Source organism: Paenibacillus sp. W2I17, from assembly GCF_030815985.1.
In the GTDB taxonomy this organism is placed as follows: Bacteria; Bacillota; Bacilli; order Paenibacillales; family Paenibacillaceae; genus Paenibacillus.
Genome location: NZ_JAUSXM010000001.1, coordinates 1,458,636 through 1,477,090 on the forward strand (window position 1 = coordinate 1,458,636; position 18,455 = coordinate 1,477,090).

An 18,455-nucleotide genomic window follows, 5' to 3' on the forward strand; every position below is an offset into this window, starting at 1 on the left:
TATATTCCAGACTCTTATATTGGAACGATATGAAAATTTTGTTATGCTACATATGTTAGATTACTAGATTCTGTTCAAAATATAATTCTACTATTATGTACGGAGTTGGAGGACACAAACGATGCTTATTAAACGTGTAGGAAAAATCGCCGCGGTTACTGTAATTGCTCTCTCTATTCTTGGAAGTACCCCCAATATCGGTGGAGCCTATGCTGCCCCGGCCATCTCAGTTCAATTGGATGATGTGCCCCTGAAATTTGATGCAGCTCCACGAGTTGATAAAGGTGTCACTTATGTTCCGTTTCGGACGGTCGGGGAAGCCCTAGGTATCGATATTACCTGGAACAGCAAATCACAGACTGTAAAAGCAACGAACACTGTGAAAGGACAAACTACCGAGGTACTATTACAAGTTGGCAGCACCACAGCGACCGTAAATGGAAAAAAAGTTACACTCTCAGCAGCACCCGTTCAGCGGGAGGGCCGCGTACTTATTCCACTAAGTTCGTTCAGTAACCAATTCGGTGTACAAGTAAGCTGGAATCAAGCAACCAAGACGGTCTCCCTTGTCTCCCCACAACGCGAGATGCACCTGAGAGCCTTCTATGCATTGCAATCCTTTCAAGAAAAGGACCTTATTACTTCCATGAATTCCGTAGCCTTTGGCTGGAGCCGCATTGATCGTGAAGGTCAATTTACGCTCCAAGGGGATGAGTACCGCCTCCCTGCTGCTGCGGGTGATATTACACCGCAGTCTATCGTTGCTGACGCAGCAGATCAGCAGATCCAACCACAGCTCATGGTGTACGCATTGGACGGAAATGGTGAACTGACCAAAGTTCTGAGCGACAGCAGCCTGCGGCAGAAATCGATTGAAGGCATAACTGCTGCTGTCGCAGAGCATGGTTTTGGTGGAGTTGTTCTGGATTTTGAAGGACTGGGCTTTAAACTGGATGCGGTAGAACAACAGAAGCTGCTCAATGCTTACGTGAAACAACTAAAGAGTTCCTTGCCCCAGGACACAGCTTTATCTCTGGCGGTACCACCGCTAAATAGTGCTTATAAAGGTTATGATTACAAAACACTTGCCTCTATTGCAGATGATCTTATTATTATGGCCTATCAGTATAATCCGGTTGGCACCAAATCTCAGGTACCTGAGCCAAATAGTCTTGTGGATCAGGCGATTCAATTAGCCATACAGGCTGGTGTACCAAAGAGCAAGCTTCTGCTTGGTATCAGTCTAAGCAGTGAAACGCCCTCCTCTGTAGATGATAAGCTCGGTCTCGCCAAACGTTATGACCTCAAAGGAGCCGCGTTCTGGCGTCTGGGTCTGTTCCGTTCCTACAATACAAAGATGGAAGATACAGTGAATGCTTCTGTGATTAAAGAGTAAACATTCTGACTGGATGCAACTCACTACTCACTTAACTAAAAGAAGGACCTCGCCTCTGGTACGCAGAGACTTGGTCCTTCTTTTTCCCATCATCTTACTTTATAAATTTATCCACACTTCCAAATATAAGCTTCACAAACTGGGTAGGACCAGGCAAACGGGGCTGAAAGAGAAGAATGATCCCAATTACTGCCGCCACAGCAGTAAATCCCACGCTCACTATTCTGACTCGCTTTTCTTTGCTACTCTTCCACTCTCCATACACTATCGCAGTCGCCAGCATCAATATTCCAAGGATTGAGCCTAGCTTCATGCAATCACCTCTATTCTCAGGCTTGTAACAGGAGCCAATTGTGTTCAACTTTCGTCCTCATCAGGTATCCCCTGTGGTCCTGTTGATTTTCCGGTACGTACTACATGTGCATCTACTTTGACTTCCACGTCCATATCAGGATAGATGGTTTCCCAGTTCTTCTCCTGCGCTTTCCATTGATTCGGATAATATCTGCGGAATTCAACTGCGAATTTAAAGAAATCGGAGCGCAGCTCTTTCTGGGACATGTCTAAAGCATCATGAGCCAAAGATGTGAGCTTAGCCGACCATTCCTTTTCCAGTTTAGTTAATACAGCGGGGTCAGTCAGATTCGCATCCGTCGTATTTAACACCACTTCTCCCCTGGTTTGGATGTCGACCTTCATACTCCACTGTTTGTTTACAATTCGCGGCTTCAAGGAAGTTTTATTTTCAATGAGTCTTATCGAGAAAGAACCCTCTAACGGCTCAAACTCAACAGGCATGATAATGCTGTTCAGTTCTTTTGCAAGTAGTAATACACCTACACTTAGTGGTTCTTTGACCGTCTTGACATAGCGATCCTTCTTATACAAGCTCAGACCTTTCACATACGGCGTAGTCGTGAGTTTATCCTGATCGGGCTCCGGGGGTAAGATTAACATGCGAGACAAAATGGCTGAACTGCTCGGACCTTCAATAGATTTAGCCAGTTCAAGGGCAGTAACACGTGTACCTAACTTCAGATTGGCCATCTCACGCAACGATTCGGCAGAACTTCGCTCCAGTGGATCAAGTAACGCAAGGATATCTTTCGCAGCCTTATCGCTGGAAAAGACATATGCATGCTCCCTGAACTGAGGGTAACGCAGGAAGAAATCGATATACTCGCGGATACCGCGTTTGCCGGCTTGCTCACTAATGATTATGACTTCGCAGTGGCCCCAGAACATATTCCGGGGAACTTTACGTTGTAACCGATTCAATGCCTCGGCAATTGTACGTCCTTCCGCTGTTCGAATCATTGTTACCCCGCTTGGACTACCTCCACTCCCACTGCTATCTCCTGCACTCGCCTTTCGCGGAATGAAAATCTGTGAAGTCAATTGTACTTTGCCATCTTCATAATCTATCCCTGTAGCCAGCACGATAGCCAAATCGTTAATCTCGATGCGATCCCAGCATCCACTTAAAAGCACACAACACAATATTGGCATTAGTAGTACTCTATATATTCGCAAGTGCTCCTCCCCCATCAATCAGGTGTTCGCTCAATTCTTCCGAAAATGTGCCCACCCTTTCTTCAGCCATGCGACACCGTAGATCATAGCCGGAAGGATTAATAAAATGCTGATCGTATACAAGTTGGCTGAAGCGCTAACCAAACTGGAAATACCGGATCCACCGGACACAACCCAGTAAGCAAATACTATGCACAGGAACGAAAGTGGACCAACCACAGGTTTGTAGTCCCGCAAACCAAACCATTCCGCGGTTGATGTAGCAAAGATATATAGAAAAACGGAAATTTTAACGAAAATACCGAAAATCCAGATGGCAATAATAAGGGATTCGATATGTTGCAGAAAGTCCGCAATGGTTATGTACCTTGCTGCGATCATGACCGGAAATACAAAGGTATCCGTCAAATCACCAATTAAAAACAGGCAAAACAGATTGGTAACTGTCATTGCAGTTGTCGTAAATACAAGGGAACCCAGCATGACCCGGGTTATTCGTTTTTTTTCATTCACATAAGGTAGCAGAAAAGCCAACACGATATATTCACTAAACCATGCAGCCGGTGCAGCAGCCCCCGTAATAATGGGAATTGGACCCTTCTCCATAAAAGGAAAGAGCTCGGCAGGATTCAGTTCACCGATCAATAATATAAAGATCAAAGCCAGCAGCACGATCAGCAGGGTAACAAACACCTGAGAGGTTCGTCCGACAACTTCGATCCCGAGTCTGACATTAATCGCACATACAACAACCATCGTACCCATCACAACAAACAAAGGTGTACGCGGAAGTGCATTATTGACAATGAATTCACCGTATTCCCGAATAATCAACCCCGTCAGGTGGGGCAAAAAAGCGATATATATCAGGCCGAATAACTTGCCCGGAATCCGTCCAATAATCAATACGCTGTATTGAATGAGCGTTTTTCCTGGATACAGACGATCAAGCCCAACGGAAATACCAATAGTAGCCAAACCAACGATTGAACCTATAATTGGAGTCATCCACATGTCATGTCCTGCATAGTGCATTGTAATTCCAGGAACAGATAAGATAGCCGTCGCGAGAATGGCGGGAAAGACCATAAATGCCAATTGAGTCACCGATATTTTCCCTTTGTCAGTCAACATATGTAATCCCGCTCCCTTGTTTGCTTGAAATGTACATTGTTCTAGTGTGGTTTGTTCCTTGGGGATGGACGCCACCATACATCCTTAAGTTCCTTAGCCATCGTAGGTGCTACCGGTGAGAGATAAGGTGTTCCAAATGAACGAAGACTGCTTAAATGAATGACAACCAAGATGACTCCCAGCATGACACCCGTGAGTCCCAGCGTTCCCGCCAGAAACATCATGGGAAAACGTAGTAGACGAGTCGCGATGCTGGCATCATAGCGGGGTATCATGAAAGAAGCGATACCGGTAATCGCGACAATGATAATCATGGGGGCTGAGACAATTCCAGCACTCGTCGCCGCTTGCCCAATAATTAAGGCGCCCACAATACTGACCGCTGATCCGACCTGCTTGGGCAATCGGACGCCAGCCTCACGCAATGCTTCAAAAGCAATTTCCATAATGAGTGCTTCCACCAGGGCAGGAAAAGGTATCTCTTCTCTCGCCCGAGCAATACTGAGAAGTAATACGGTAGGAATCATCTCCTGATGAAACGTCGTAATCGCTACATAAGCCGAAGGAAGCAGCATGGATAAAACAAAAAAAATGTATCGCAGCCAGCGTACAAAAACACTCATGAACACATTTTGATAATAATCTTCGGGGGATTGTAACATGGAAAAAATGGTCACTGGCGCGATAAGGGTAAACGGCGTTCCGTCAACGAGAATAGCAAAACGACCTTCCAGCAAGTTGGAAACAACGACATCCGGACGCTCCGTTGCAATCATCTGTGGAAATGGTGAATATCGCTGGTCAACAATGCCTTCTTCAATGTACTGACTCTCCAGTACGTCTCGGAGCTTTAAATCGCCAAGTCGTGTCTCCACTTCCTTTACAAGTTTGGGATCAATAATCCCCTCCATGTATACAAGTGAAATACTGGTGTTTGTACGATCTCCCATGTTACGTGTATGAATCTTCAGTGCAGGTGTCTTGAGACGTTTGCGCAGTAATGACATATTCATGGTCAACGATTCTGTGAACCCATCCCGTGCACCACGCACGGTCGATTCAGCTAACGGTTCTTCCGTTGAACGATTTGCAGCTTGGTATAGAGGGTATGTAGTTCCTCCTATTGAACCATCCAGTAGTAACAGAGCTTCTCCTTCAAATATGGCCTGTACTGCCTGAGTAGTCGTTTCAACTTGCTTAACAGAAGCTAGGGGAACTTGCGCAGCTTTGATCCCCGTTTCCTGAAGGGGCGTTAGTACCTGTCGTTCCAGCCGCTCCGTATCGCATACACCAATACAATATACGCATAACGCGGATGTAAGACACGCCGTTTGGAATGTATGAAATACAACGTCCGAGCAACCCGCAAAAACGGAGCGTAACATTTCTTGATCAATAACAAGATTTCCGGTTAATGGCAGGTCCTGTTGTGTTATCGCTGATGTGTCCATGACGCCTCCCCTTTCCGTGAACGCTCCGTCCAGATATTCTCAGTTAAAGGTATCCTTTACTTATCAGATGGGATATATACGCAAAATATAGAATGCCAAAAAAGCCGCCCTCATGAGCGACTCTGATGATATAAAACGCTATTCATTCCTATGAATCCGTTGATCTTGCTCTTTGAAATTCCCTATTTTCTATTTATCCCTATCCTTTCACAGCACCCAAAGCAACACTCCCAATAATCTGTTTAGAAAATATAGAGAATACAATAATAATAGGCAGGATTGAGATCGCTACACCCAAATACAAGAGCCCATAATCCATCCCATAGTACCCCTGCACTAGCGCAACCAATACCGGAAGCGGATATTTATCCAGGGAGAAAAATAGCACCAGCGGTGTTAGAAAATTATTCCATGATCCGATAAACGTAAATATGCCAAGGGCGGCGATCGCGGGCCCCAGAATAGGCAGTACAATCTGATTGAACGTCCGGAACTCACCGGCACTGTCCACCCGCGCAGATTCAATAATCTCATCCGGGATGCTGCTCTCCATGAACTGTTTGATAAAAAATACATTAAATGCGTTAGCCGCAGCAGGCAAAATAATTGCGGCATAACTATCCAGAAGTCCCATCATGCTGAATAGTCGATATACGCCAATCAAAGCCAGTTGACCCGGTACCATCATGGTTGCTAACAGAAACAGGAACAATCCGTTTCGTCCTTTGAATTTAAATTTGGCAAATCCATAGGCAGTTAGAGCCCCAATATACAGAGATAATACGGTCGATGTTCCGGCAATAAATATGCTGTTGGCAAACCCACGCCATATGTTGATTTTGGATACCATGTTCATATAGTTATCAACCAAGAATGATCCAGGGAGAAATGTAAACGTCGAAGCAATCGTTGCATTATTATGTGTGGAATAGATGAGCATCAGATAGAACGGAATAATACAGAGTACGGCTAGACCAATCAGTAACAGATAAATGATGATCTTGCCCGCCGTTAGTCGCCTTGTGTTGGTATAATGTTGAATCGCTGCATTTGGTTGTTCCATTGATTTCGCAGTTTGCATGAAGAACTCCCCTCCCTATGAACGGCTCTTGCGCTTGGTCATGATGAAGGATGCAACAGACAACAATATGATAATGATGAACAGGCAAAATGCGATGGCAGCGCCGTAACCAAAACGCGTGCTCTGAAATGCTACATTATAGAGATACATAATACTGGTCATGGCTGCCCGGTCAGGACCGCCATTGCCGTTGGTTAGTGTAAATGGCTGATCGAAAATCTGGATGCCCCCAATAATGGATGTAATCATCTGAAACAGAATAATTGGACGAAGCATCGGCACGATAATATGAATGAAAATATGTTTCTTTTTCGCGCCATCCATCTGGGCAGCCTCCAGCAAGGAAGGGTCAATGCCCTGAAGACCAGCTAGGTAGATGACCATCGAATAGCCAAAGTATTGAAAAAACAAAATGGATGATACAATCAGACGCATAAACCAGGGATCATTTTTCCAGTTAATTGGATCTTGTATTATGCCAGTCTGCACCAAAAAATGATTCAGTCCGCCAGACTGCCAGTCAAAAATCAAGCTGACAAGCAATCCAAGTGATGCGGCCGTAACGATGTTGGGAAAAAAGTATACGGCTCTGAAAAAGTCCCGTCCTTTGAGCAGCTTATCATTCAAGATAAAAGCCAACACAAGTGAGATTGTGAGCTGTGGAACTACAGATACGCCCCAGATGAATAACGTATTAAACAAGGTTTTGTAGAACAACGGGTCTTGTAATACGGCAACGTAGTTACCGATCCCCACAAAGTCAGGTGTCGTGATCCCATCAAAGTTGGTGAAACTGATGTAGAGCGAATATAAAATGGGATACAGCCCAAAAATGGTGAAAATAATAAAAAACGGAGCAATGAAGTAGTAGCCGTAATGGTCCTTGCGAATCGTTTTGGCAAACATGTTCTATCCCCCCAGTTATCATCGGATGTGTATATTCAATCGCTTACTTCTAAGCTAATCCACTTCCAGTTCCGGAAATCTCAAGGTGACATCACGTTTGATTCGCTTTACGACTTCTTCCTTGGTCTGAATGTCCTTATTGAGATATAACTGGAGTACAATCTTGTAGATATCATTGTTAATCGTGGCATCATATTTGGTGCGTTCGTATACAGGTACCCGTTTTGCAGCCTCCGAGAAAAACTCGAAATGCTTCTGTCCTCCCAAATAAGACGATGAGAGAGACGGGGCAAGTTCATCATTCACAACCATGTTGCTGGTGAAATAATCCTGTTCTTTCGCTAACTCGGACAGAAAGTCGTGGTCAAAATTATAGAACTCAATAAACTTCCAGGCCAGATCCTTTTTCTCACTTTTACTGTACATCGCGATATAGGTTCCACCTGAACTAAAGGTTGACGGACCCTGGGCTAAGCCCCACATGCCTTCGGTATCCGGAGCGTTTGCCTTGAACGTATATTGCAAACCCCAGGTTGCCCCGGGATAAAACATGACCTCTCCTTTTTGCATGGATGCAGCGTAACCTGCACTTCCATCTTCATACTCGGCAAGTACATTCCGCTCACGTGCTTCACGTACAAGATCGAGCACTTCCAAGTACGTTGGATCGATGACAAGTTTGCCGTCCTTCACCCAAGGTATACCATCATATGAATTCGATATAGCATTCCAATTCGCCAATGCATGTACTTTATTCCCGCTAAGTTGCTGCACCTTCTCTCCAATCTCGAAGATCTTCTCCCATGTATCGATCTGTGAACCCACCTGCTCAGGATCATCGGTGCCCAGATATTTCTTCGCCAAATCCCGACGATAGTAGATGCCCCCTGGTGTTCCCTGATAACCTATCGCTCTGACATTTCCCTCACTGTCCTGTTCATTGGCCTGAACAAAAGCATATTGTTCCTGGATAAGTTCATTGGCGTTATACGGCGAAGCTGATAAATTCTCCAGATATGGAACGTCAATCAGCTCTCGAATATTCGCATTTTCAATCATAAATACATCTGGAGCCTTCGAGGTTGTCTGTAGCGCAGATTTCAGCTTGGTGATATAGAAATTACCGGGGATGTTGACAAAGTTCACTTTGATGTCAGGATATTTCTGTTCGAATTTCTCGATGGCGTACCCTGCTTCATCTGTAAAACTCCACACGGTAATTTCCTGTTGCTTGGTTTGATTCGATGGGCTGAACTGACAACCAGCTAACAACATCGCTGCACATACAAATACAATAGTTGGCTTAAACAACTTCTTCATAGGCCCCCTCCTTCAAAAAGGAAACGCTTACAATTTATTAGAGTATATTGATTTTGGAGAGGGCTTTCTCCACAAATATTGTGCATTACCCTCCATATTTTGTGATATTCGTACGATGTTTCTTACGAAATTCGGAGGGTGTGCAGTCATTATATTTTTTAAAAAGACGATTATAGGAGTTAACATTGTTAAATCCGTGTCCGATCGCAATCTCCAGAATCGTATCCTGACGGAACAATAAGGCCCACTCGGACTTGATAATTCGAAAATGATTCAAGTATTCCATCAGTGTTACTCCCTTGATCTCTTTGAACAGCTTGCAGACATGGAACTTGCTGAATTTAATATGTTCCGCCACCTGTTCCAGCTTAATGGGCTCAGCATAGTGCTCCTCCAGGTATTCACAGACCGATTCAAGGAATTCAAATTTTTTGGAAGAAGTACATGCCCATCCTGATGAGGAAGATTCATCGGTGATAACTGGTACTTTTGTACGTAGTAAAAGTATGATGAGATCATACAACCTGGATACCATTAACCATCGGTATCCCGGCTTCTGATCTTTCTTCTCGGTAATGATGTCATCTATATATTGAGTCAGATTGCTCTGACTTCCCGTATTCGAGGGAATAACAGTTGTTTTGTTGAAAAGTTGTCCGAGATCCTGAATTTCAGCTTCGGTCGTGAAACTCCCGGTTAACAATTCGAGTCGGAACAAGATAATGGTCAAATGTTCGGTCCCCGGCAAAAAGCAGTGCACATCCCCTGGTTTGATCAGCAGCACATCCCCTTTTTCCAACTCACACACGTGGTCGTTCACGCCAATTCTGGCGCTCTTTCCATTGACGAGAACCAGTTCAACCTCATCATGCCAGTGTGCAGCATAATTGAACTGATTTCCTGTATGAATTACCCGAATGGGAAAACCTTCTTGCATATGGCCTGTCTCCAAAAAAGTGGGTACGCCCATCGTATCAACCTCCATTTATTTCCAACGAAAAATACTCCTCGTCTTTATATTATGCATTAATGGCTACTCTCCTTTCTTTTTAAGTATTTAAAATTCTATAAAATGCAAAAAAACTCCTCAACTCAGGTTGAGGAGCCGAACAGAATCACGTTCCACGCATTGGATGTCCAGTGTATATAACGTCTCTACGATCTCTCCGTTCAACAATTGGAAGAGAACATGACCTGCAAGCTGGCCTGCATCCCTCTTCGGCTGACGAAATGTGGTTAGAGGTGGATTCATGTATTGAGATGCAGGTATATTGTCAAAGCCAATTACGGATAACTGCTCAGGTATTGAAATATCATGCTCCCTGAAGGCTTCCAAGCCGCCGATCGCCATTTCATCATTTGCAAAAAATACAGCGGATGGCAACTCTCCTTCAAGCAGTTTCTTGGCTGCATCGTACCCATCTTGCTTCATGTATTGTCCGCCAATTTTCCATTCGGGGTTCTCTTCGATGCCTGCCTCCTTTAAGGCTTTCAAATAACCTTGATAACGATGGAGATTACATTCCGATTGTGACGGGCCACTAATATAAGCTATTGTCCGATGCCCTTTATCGATCAGATAACGGGTAGCCAAGTAACCGCCTTGCGTATCACTCATCAAAACCTTTACAATATGTTGAGCATCCAGATCCCGATCCATGACAACAATCGGAAACCCTGCTTCAGATGCTTCAACAAGCAACTGATCTTGAATATTCTGAGCGATAACAATAGCTCCGTCAATTCTTCGTTCACGAATGTAACGATGGGCTGTCGACTTCTCTCCACCCAACGAACTACATACGATCATATCGTATCCATGACTCATGACGACGGTTTCTATTCCGTTCACCAAATCCGAGAAATACGGACTGGACATGTCATGGACAATAACACCAATGGTTTGTGTACTATTTCGTTTTAATTCCGATGCAGGACCATGCCTAACATAATTGAGTTGACTCGCTGCCTCAAGTACTCGGAGTCTTGTCGGCTCACTTACATTCCCTTTATCGTTGAGTACGCAAGATACGGTCGAACTGGCTACACCAGCCATCTTGGCTACATCTTTAATCGTTGTCATCATATATACTCCTCAAAGACAGTTTCATCTGTTTAGTCCATCATGGCAGTAACACAGCAATACACACGGAATAGTTCACTAGCATTTTAACACGTCAGTCCAATCATGTCTCTTAGCAAAACATCAACTACGAAAAAACATATTAAAGAAACCGAGGTGCCTTCATGAGATTTAGTGAATATATAATAGGTCAGCGTTACGAAACCACATCCTTGAGATTATCCAAGCGTGATATTATTGAGTTTGCCACAATCTATGACCCACAGTACATGCATTTGGATGAGGAAAAGGCCAAGCAAGGCCGCTTTGGCAGTTTAATTGCTTCTGGCATGCAAACGATGAATATCTCCTTTAAATTATGGATTGAGGTTGGGGTCTATGGAGAGCATGTCGTGGCGGGCACCGGAATGAATAACATTCAATTCCTGAAACCTGTCTTTCCGGATGATGAACTTCATGTCATTGCAGAAGTCATTGGACTGTCTCCCAGACGAAAAGGAAATGGGATTGTTACGGTGCTGCTGAGTACTTTCAATCAGAAAAATCAAAAGGTATTTCAGGCAGAATTAAGTGCATTAATCGATAATTAAGGCTGAGAAAAGCCCAAAAAAGCCGCCAATTGGCGGCTTTTCGTAGATATATCACATTGAAGCATTTTTAAGCGTTATACCCTTTCAATACCTGCCCCAAAATCTCTACGCCCTTGACAATCTGTTCGTCTGACGGAGTTGAGAAATTAAGTCTGATGGCATTACAAGGGTCTTGCTCGTTCACCAGGAATGCATTTCCCGGTACAACCGCAACCCCTTGAGCTGCCGCTGTCTTGGCATAATCAAGCATTGGCACATGTACTGGCAGATCACACCAGAGGAACAGTCCACCATCCGGTTGGGTATAGGTAATGGACTCACCCATATGCTCTTGCAGCTTGTCCATCATCAATGTTGCTTTTCTCCGATAGACCTCACGAATGCTGTTAATATGCCCCGCGTAGTCATACTCTGTCATGAACTTGTATGCCAGAATCTGTGGAAGCATGGCCGTATGTACGTCTTCTCCCTGTTTGGCAACAACCATCTTCTCCACGACTTCATGGGGCGCTTGTACAAAACCAACGCGCAGTCCAGCCGACAGAATTTTGGAGAATGATCCAACATAGATGACCAGACCCTCATCATCCATAGACTTGATGGTTGGCACATCATCTCCATTGAATCGAAGTTCTCCGTACGGGTTATCTTCCAATATCATAACGCCATACTTCTTAGCCAGTTCGTATATGGCCTTACGTTTTGCAAGACTCGTTGTTACACCAGTCGGATTCTGAAAACTCGGGATCACGTAGATCAGTTTCACATTGGGCTCCGTTTGCAGTGCCTGTTCCAGCTTCTCGATATCCATACCGTCCATCTCCATCGGAACACCGGCAAGCTTTGCACCGGATGCCCGGAAGGAGTTCAGGGAACCGATAAAGCTCGGACTCTCACAGATAATCGTGTCCCCTTCATTACAGAACACTTTACAGGCCAGTTCAATCCCCTGCTGCGCTCCAGATACGATGAACAATTGATCGGATGGTTTACCCGTATCAAAACCTGTCTTCAAATGTTGAGTCAATGCTTCCCTAAGGGGAACATATCCTTCCGTAATCCCATATTGCAGAGCTGTGACCGGGTCATGCTCCAGAATGGATTGAGTGAATGTGCGAATCGCCTCAATAGGAAAGGTTTCCGGAGCAGGATTTCCCGCGGAGAATGGAATCACATTTTGTCCCGAAGAAGCCTTCAGAATCTCACGAATAATGGATGGTTGCAGTGCTGCGATACGATTGGAAAATGAATAGTTCATCTTAAATAGTGCCTCCCGACATTTCATCTGAATTAACTCTCTATCATTACATTAGATTCTATTATACGAGCATTTCCCGAATTTCCAAACTGTCTCCGCAAAATTAATGTTTATACGCCAAAAAAGAGGCCGCCGTCAGCAACCTCTTTCGCATAAGTATTGAGTAAAATTTCAGCCTATTAGCGCGCTGCGTTCATCTCGGATAACCGCGTGGCCTTCACAACATAAGCAGCTAGACCGGGGATCATCCGGGCCAGACCAGGATAGAATTTATTGGTTTTAGCAAAAGCCAGCTTTTGAATTCTTCTTGCGCGTCTGAGCAATTGAGTGAATTCACGGCTTGCTTCCAGCGTGTAATTACTCTGCCAATCGGCATGTTCAATGTCGCCTTGCAGGTACTTGTCAGTCCACCTTGCACACAGGAGTGAAGAGCGAAGGGCAATGGACATTCCGTCTCCACATAAGGGCGGTATCATCAGCATGGCATCCCCAATATGCGGATATTGGGACCACGGTTCTGGAACATTGGACAGATGCAGCGGTGCAATCGACACTTGCGTTCCATCTACAGGCTTTCCTTCGGCTAAACGGGCTGCCAAACTCACGTTTGTCAGGGATGCCGCCTGTAAAATATCGTTTACAGACTTGCCACTTCCCTGAACGGTATCCAGTGTCAACAATGCGGCGACATTCACAATGCCATCCTCAATCGGGGAAATGCCCACGTAACCACCCTCGCAAAAATATAACTCTACCCGTGCGGGAATCTCTATCCCGCTGAAGTGGGACTTAACGCCAACGTATACGGTTTGGTCCCGTAGATCAGGTGCGGAAGCCATCCCGCGTGGTTTTTTGGTCCCATGTGCCCCGATAACGGCTTTGGCTCTGTAACTGATCCGCTCATCTCCCTGTTTCACCTGAACCTCATAACTGGCATCCTCAAGCTGCTCGATGCTCGTTATGGTCGCTTTGGTCACAATCTGGGCTCCGGCCTCCAGAGCCTTCAGATGCAAAATCTGGTCCAGCTCATATCGACTTATGCCATATGCGAATCCCGGCAGCGGTGCTTCGATCACTCCGCCTTGTGGCATAACGATTTTGGCATGATCCATGGTGCTGGGTTTCTTCGACTGGTCTAGAAGGTGAATATCCAGAACTTCTAACATCTCCTTGGTTTCGGGTGACATGAACTCACCGCAGGTTTTGTGCCGCGGGAACTCCTGGCGATCCAGCAAAAGGGTCCGATGGCCTTTTCCTGCCAGTTGCATTGCACATGTACTGCCGGCAATTCCGGCTCCGATGACAATCACATCTATCGATTTCGACACGTAAGATCACCTGCCTTTCGTGGGAATAACAACAGAGTAACGGAATAAGGGCTTCCATTCATAGGTCATCGTATTATGATTGAGACGTTGTTTAAGTTCCTTCCAATCCCTCCCTGTAAAACCTTTGGCTACAGAAAGAGGCCCATCATGACGAATATAACGATTGCGCGAGATCATCCGTGTAGTAATCCAGACCGCCTTATAGGATACGGGATGACGGTGAATATCATTAATAACGACACCGTATCTGGATGCTCGCAACATATGAGAAACCATATCAACCAGTTGATCTCCGTCAAAATGATGCACAAACTGGGAACCTGTCACGATATCTGCTGAAGCATCCGGCAGTTGTGTAAGATCGGCACGTTGTACCCGGACTCGGGGTTCGTCACGGAATAGTTTTCTCGCTTCCTCACACGCTTCTTCCGTCAGATCAACCAGCGTAATTTCCAGCTGAACACCCTGACGATCTGCCCATTGCAGTAGTTTCTGGTTCACATCTCCTGAACCTGCCCCCACATCCAGTAGGGTCAGCTTAACCGGCCTGCCGACTGAGTTCCATAACTTCTCTACACCAGCCAGAGTTGGGCCAGGTGCTGCAAATATTTTGTTAAGACGTCTCAGATGTCTAAGCGCTTCACGCAGCTCCTCCCCTCCCAGAGAAAAGTCATCCATCAGTTCATCTTCCTTGGCTCGAATGGACAATGTTCTAAAAAAGGACATGATCATGCTCCTCCATCACTGAAGATAATGAGGGGACATAAGTGAATTTCATCAACTCTGCGGTGAGTCCCGGTCCAAATGCCATGGCTACACCATCCGTAGAGGATTGACCCTGTGCCTTCATGTCCTCACGCATCGCGTTCAGTACAAACAGAATGGTATTGGAAGATAAGTTACCATACGTTCTGAGGACATCCCTGCTATACTTCGTTTGCTCGTCTCGCAGCTTCATTACATTCTGCACAGAGTCCACAATCCCACGTCCTCCCGGATGAATGGCCCACAGTTCAGGCAGCTGTTCACTTTGCAATAAAAGACGTAGTTCCTCTTCCAGATGAGCACCTAACAGCTTCGGAATACGTGGGGATAGATACAGGTCATACCCCAGATTCCCCACCTCCCAGGTCATATCTTCAGTCGAATCCGGAAGAAGCACAGAATAACCCGTGCCTAGACTCAGAACATTCTTGTGCTGAGGTTCTGGTGTACCCACTACACAGGAAGAAGCAGCGTCTCCGAAGAATGAAGCTGCAAACAGCGCTTCCCGATCTTGTACGGGCTGAAAATGAATGGTGCACAACTCTACACAGACAACAAGTACCTGTGATCCGGGAGCTCCCTGCACGACATCTCGTGCCATCTGAATGGCTTTCAACCCTGCGGCACACCCCTGAAAGATCAGCGGCAGTCGATTAACTCGGGCAGACAAACCCAAATGACGGATGAGCATAACATCAAGACCCGGCAGATATTGACCGGTGCAGCTGACCGTGATGATATGCGTGATGCTCTTTGGAGATACGCCTGAATCCTCCAGGGCTTTTTCTGCCGCCTCAATCCCGAGCGGAAGCGCCTCCCGCTTGTATGTATTCATTCGTTCTTCGGTTGTCGGGATGTCTGATCGCTCACCAGAGGGCAGATATCGGCATTCTTCCAGTGAACCGAGATAGCTCGGTTCCACAGTATATCGTGTTTCAACACCACAGGACTTGAATATGCGCCTGGCAAAACGGGCCAAATCTGGCCGATCCTGAAGAGAAGAAGCGATTAATTCTGCAATATCTGACTGCGCTACGGGGTGAGCAGGTAGAGCCGTTCCCATGCCAAGAATCGCGATATCGGATGGACTGTTATATTGGTTCATAATAAACCTCCTGGTATTGGTCATTATTTCCTCTAATTTAACAACTCTTACCCTTAACGATATCGTTATAATCTCAATAAGGCTCCTAATCTAGTTTATTAACACATCCGCAAGCTCAGAAGCTTGGTTTCACCAAGCCATTGAAGCAATCACACTAATGAACGAAAAAAGCCGCCCTTTAGGCGACTTCAAGATAACCAGATTCCTTCTAAGTGTCATTCTGATGCAAGTTATTTGGAAAATGCTTCTCTGATCTTGTCACTCATTCGGTACCAGGCATCCTCAGCCATCTGGAGATCCCCAAAATGCGTAAATCCATGAGCAGCTCCCTCGTACTCCTTAAGAGTCACCTTCACACCGCTTGCTTCCAGCTTTGCTGCATATGTTCTTGCTTCTTGGGCTAGTGAATCTTTCTCCGCGGTAATAATCAATGCTTCTGGAAGTCCCTCTAATGATGTTGCAAACACAGGTGAAGCCAACGGGTCTTGCGCATCTTCTGGCGTTTCAAGGTACATGGCATTGAACGTTCTGGCGATATCGGCTGGAATGGCTTCTTCAAAACTCGGTTTTTCGGCCGGATCTGTAGCCACATCCAATACGGCATAATCCATAACTTGCAGAACAATCGGCAGCTCGCTACCACGTTGCTGATTCAGTAAACACACTGCTGCAGCAAGATTACCACCAGCACTATGCCCCCCAATAGCGAATAGAGACGGGTTAACCGAGAAGGATTCCGGATTGGCGTGCACCCACTGTACAACGTCGTAACATTCATGGACCGCCGTTGGGAACTTGTGCTCTGGTGCAAGACTGTAATCGATATTAACGACCACACAATCAGATCGATCAGCGATCAAGCGACACCATGGGTCATCCATCTCTGCTTGTCCCAAGATGAAACCACCCCCATGCATATTAAAGAAGACCGGCAGAGGAGCGGAATGGTCCCTATCCGGTGTATACACAAGTACACGTGTATCCCCTTTAGTCGTAGGAATCATGACTTCTTTTACTGTGACCGCATACGTGGAACTGGGTTGAAGAGCTGCACCTGTACCGACGACATTTTGACGCATACGTTGTACCATTGCCAATTGTTGTTGTTGATCCATAGTTATCACTCCTTTAGTTGATTGCCAATACTTCTCCCGTTGTCACTTAAGTATAGATGACACTCATCTATTCCGTCATGTGCAATTCATTCGATATGTATTGATCAGCATGCTCAAACATGGACCAAAATTACCTCCCCTTGGTCTTGATGCTTTAATGTTAACATTCAGTGCCAGGAGATCGGTTTGAATCCGTGCTTGTTTCCTTTTTTTTGTGGAACATCATCCAGACCCCCATCAAACAAAATAAAACGCTGCACCCCATGCCAAACAAGCTACTGGTTTTTAAGGCAAGAGGTGAGCCTTGCATGGTAAGTAATGTCGCTTGGGTCACCACGATGGATACCATCGCATCGGTGAAGTTAATCATTTTCAATGTAGATATGATCGGGTTATGGAGATGACGGTTAGCCCAGGTACCATACACGGCAAAAACCAGCTTCGTAAAAGCGACTGTAGATACGATATACACGATGATACCCTCATATATGAAGGCATCGCCGATTAGATACATTCGCAGGCAGACCATCGAATAGGAGGCGCCCAGTAAACACAGGAACAGACCTCCGCGCTTATATACCGTAAGCTCCAATCTATATCTTTCTTCGGGAGTGTCCATCCTCTTGGTAACTGTATATTTATGGAGCACTTGGCCTTTTGCCACACACAGAATCAGATAATATACAGCATTCGTAATGAACCACCCCGAAAGCAGATATATGCCCAGGATTAACTTGCCTATCCCTGTTACAGCGTTGATAACAAGGGATGCCACATTAAACAAGGCCGTTCGATCTTGTTTATTTCCAAGGTAATGGAACCAAATGGACTTCAAATATGTCTTCATTTTCATAGGATATTCATTCTGTTAGAGAAGCAGACCATTAGCCTTTTACCTACCTCATATATTTCTTCTTATTTCTTACCGTTCAGAGATTCCCGAATCCTTTTCGGAAGAGATTGGACAACCATATCATATGAGTGATCGATCATGACGTAGACATCCTCATCGGACAAGGAACCATCCAGCATAATGGTATTCCAGTGTTTTTTGTTCATATGATATCCCGGTTGAACTGCTTCATGCTGCTCTCTCAGGTTCTCTGCAATTATAGGATCACATTTTAAGTTTAAGCGACAGTGCTTTTCTTTGTTTTCAAAAATAAGCGCGAACATCTTACCCGCAACCTTAATCGCGACTGGATCACGCCCAAATGGATAATCCTTGGTCGCACCTTTCTTGTTCAAACTGTATTCAATCATCGTATCCTTCAAGTCAGTACCTCCCTTTCACCAGTGGACGATATAATGATACCGAATGTAAGTTCGTATGTAAATAAGCTCGTTGCACATAAAAGCACATAATAAAACCTCCTCCAAATGAATGGAG

Annotated in this window: 17 protein-coding genes; 2 read left to right on the forward strand and 15 right to left on the reverse strand. The window is 45.3% G+C overall.

From position 1 onward, the window contains the following. Positions 1-121: 121 nt before the first annotated feature. Positions 122-1,396, forward strand: coding sequence for a stalk domain-containing protein (locus QF041_RS06360; RefSeq protein ID WP_307412971.1), 1,275 nt, complete (start codon positions 122-124; stop codon positions 1,394-1,396). 357 nt (positions 1,397-1,753) lie between these two features. On the opposite strand, the gene QF041_RS06365 is transcribed toward QF041_RS06360, so the two are convergent. The 8 genes from QF041_RS06365 to QF041_RS06400 all read right to left on the reverse strand — a co-directional run bounded on the left by QF041_RS06365 (position 1,754) and on the right by QF041_RS06400 (position 10,907). After that, positions 1,754-2,929 carry a Ger(x)C family spore germination protein gene (locus tag QF041_RS06365; protein WP_307412972.1) on the reverse strand — a complete coding sequence of 392 codons (1,176 nt, stop codon included), beginning with the start codon at positions 2,927-2,929 and terminating at the stop codon, positions 1,754-1,756. A gap of 30 nt (positions 2,930-2,959) precedes the next feature. Continuing rightward, complete coding sequence (locus QF041_RS06370; protein ID WP_307412973.1) at positions 2,960-4,063, reverse strand: GerAB/ArcD/ProY family transporter; 1,104 nt, start codon at positions 4,061-4,063, stop codon at positions 2,960-2,962. A gap of 41 nt (positions 4,064-4,104) precedes the next feature. Next, complete coding sequence (locus QF041_RS06375; protein WP_307412975.1) at positions 4,105-5,514, reverse strand: spore germination protein; 1,410 nt, start codon at positions 5,512-5,514, stop codon at positions 4,105-4,107. Positions 5,515-5,713: 199 nt separating this feature from the next. After that, the gene (locus QF041_RS06380; RefSeq protein WP_307412977.1) at positions 5,714-6,595 is read right to left on the reverse strand and encodes a carbohydrate ABC transporter permease; all 882 of its coding nucleotides are present in this window, start codon (positions 6,593-6,595) and stop codon (positions 5,714-5,716) included. A gap of 15 nt (positions 6,596-6,610) precedes the next feature. After that, a complete protein-coding gene (locus tag QF041_RS06385; RefSeq protein WP_091016465.1) occupies positions 6,611-7,501 on the reverse strand; it encodes a carbohydrate ABC transporter permease in 891 nt (296 codons plus the stop codon). Between the two features lie 54 nt (positions 7,502-7,555). Beyond that, complete coding sequence (locus QF041_RS06390; RefSeq protein WP_307412979.1) at positions 7,556-8,821, reverse strand: ABC transporter substrate-binding protein; 1,266 nt, start codon at positions 8,819-8,821, stop codon at positions 7,556-7,558. 85 nt (positions 8,822-8,906) lie between these two features. Further along, positions 8,907-9,791 (reverse strand): AraC family transcriptional regulator, encoded by an 885-nt coding sequence (locus tag QF041_RS06395; protein WP_307412980.1) that lies wholly within the window; start codon positions 9,789-9,791, stop codon positions 8,907-8,909. Between the two features lie 117 nt (positions 9,792-9,908). Next, a complete protein-coding gene (locus QF041_RS06400; protein WP_307412982.1) occupies positions 9,909-10,907 on the reverse strand; it encodes a LacI family DNA-binding transcriptional regulator in 999 nt (332 codons plus the stop codon). 161 nt (positions 10,908-11,068) lie between these two features. Here QF041_RS06400 and QF041_RS06405 point away from each other — a divergent pair, with 161 nt between their 5' ends. Beyond that, complete coding sequence (locus QF041_RS06405) at positions 11,069-11,494, forward strand: MaoC family dehydratase (RefSeq protein ID WP_307412983.1); 426 nt, start codon at positions 11,069-11,071, stop codon at positions 11,492-11,494. Between the two features lie 67 nt (positions 11,495-11,561). On the opposite strand, the gene QF041_RS06410 is transcribed toward QF041_RS06405, so the two are convergent. From QF041_RS06410 to QF041_RS06440, 7 genes are all read right to left on the reverse strand, one after another. Then, positions 11,562-12,752: an aminotransferase-like domain-containing protein gene (locus QF041_RS06410; protein WP_307412985.1), complete on the reverse strand. Its 1,191-nt coding sequence runs from the start codon at positions 12,750-12,752 to the stop codon at positions 11,562-11,564. Between the two features lie 179 nt (positions 12,753-12,931). After that, positions 12,932-14,080: an NAD(P)/FAD-dependent oxidoreductase gene (locus QF041_RS06415; RefSeq protein WP_307412986.1), complete on the reverse strand. Its 1,149-nt coding sequence runs from the start codon at positions 14,078-14,080 to the stop codon at positions 12,932-12,934. A 6-nt stretch (positions 14,081-14,086) separates the two neighbouring features. Further along, complete coding sequence (locus QF041_RS06420; protein WP_307412988.1) at positions 14,087-14,806, reverse strand: methyltransferase domain-containing protein; 720 nt, start codon at positions 14,804-14,806, stop codon at positions 14,087-14,089. Further along, positions 14,793-15,950 carry a type III polyketide synthase gene (locus tag QF041_RS06425; protein WP_307412990.1) on the reverse strand — a complete coding sequence of 386 codons (1,158 nt, stop codon included), beginning with the start codon at positions 15,948-15,950 and terminating at the stop codon, positions 14,793-14,795. The genes QF041_RS06420 and QF041_RS06425 overlap by 14 nt, the downstream gene beginning before the upstream one ends. Positions 15,951-16,180: 230 nt before the next feature. Then, positions 16,181-17,065: an alpha/beta hydrolase gene (locus QF041_RS06430; protein ID WP_307412992.1), complete on the reverse strand. Its 885-nt coding sequence runs from the start codon at positions 17,063-17,065 to the stop codon at positions 16,181-16,183. Positions 17,066-17,225: 160 nt separating this feature from the next. Further along, on the reverse strand, positions 17,226-17,918 hold the full coding sequence (locus QF041_RS06435) for a hypothetical protein (RefSeq protein ID WP_307412993.1): 693 nt from the start codon (positions 17,916-17,918) through the stop codon (positions 17,226-17,228). A gap of 62 nt (positions 17,919-17,980) precedes the next feature. After that, positions 17,981-18,340: an MmcQ/YjbR family DNA-binding protein gene (locus QF041_RS06440; protein WP_307412995.1), complete on the reverse strand. Its 360-nt coding sequence runs from the start codon at positions 18,338-18,340 to the stop codon at positions 17,981-17,983. Positions 18,341-18,455: the final 115 nt, after the last annotated feature.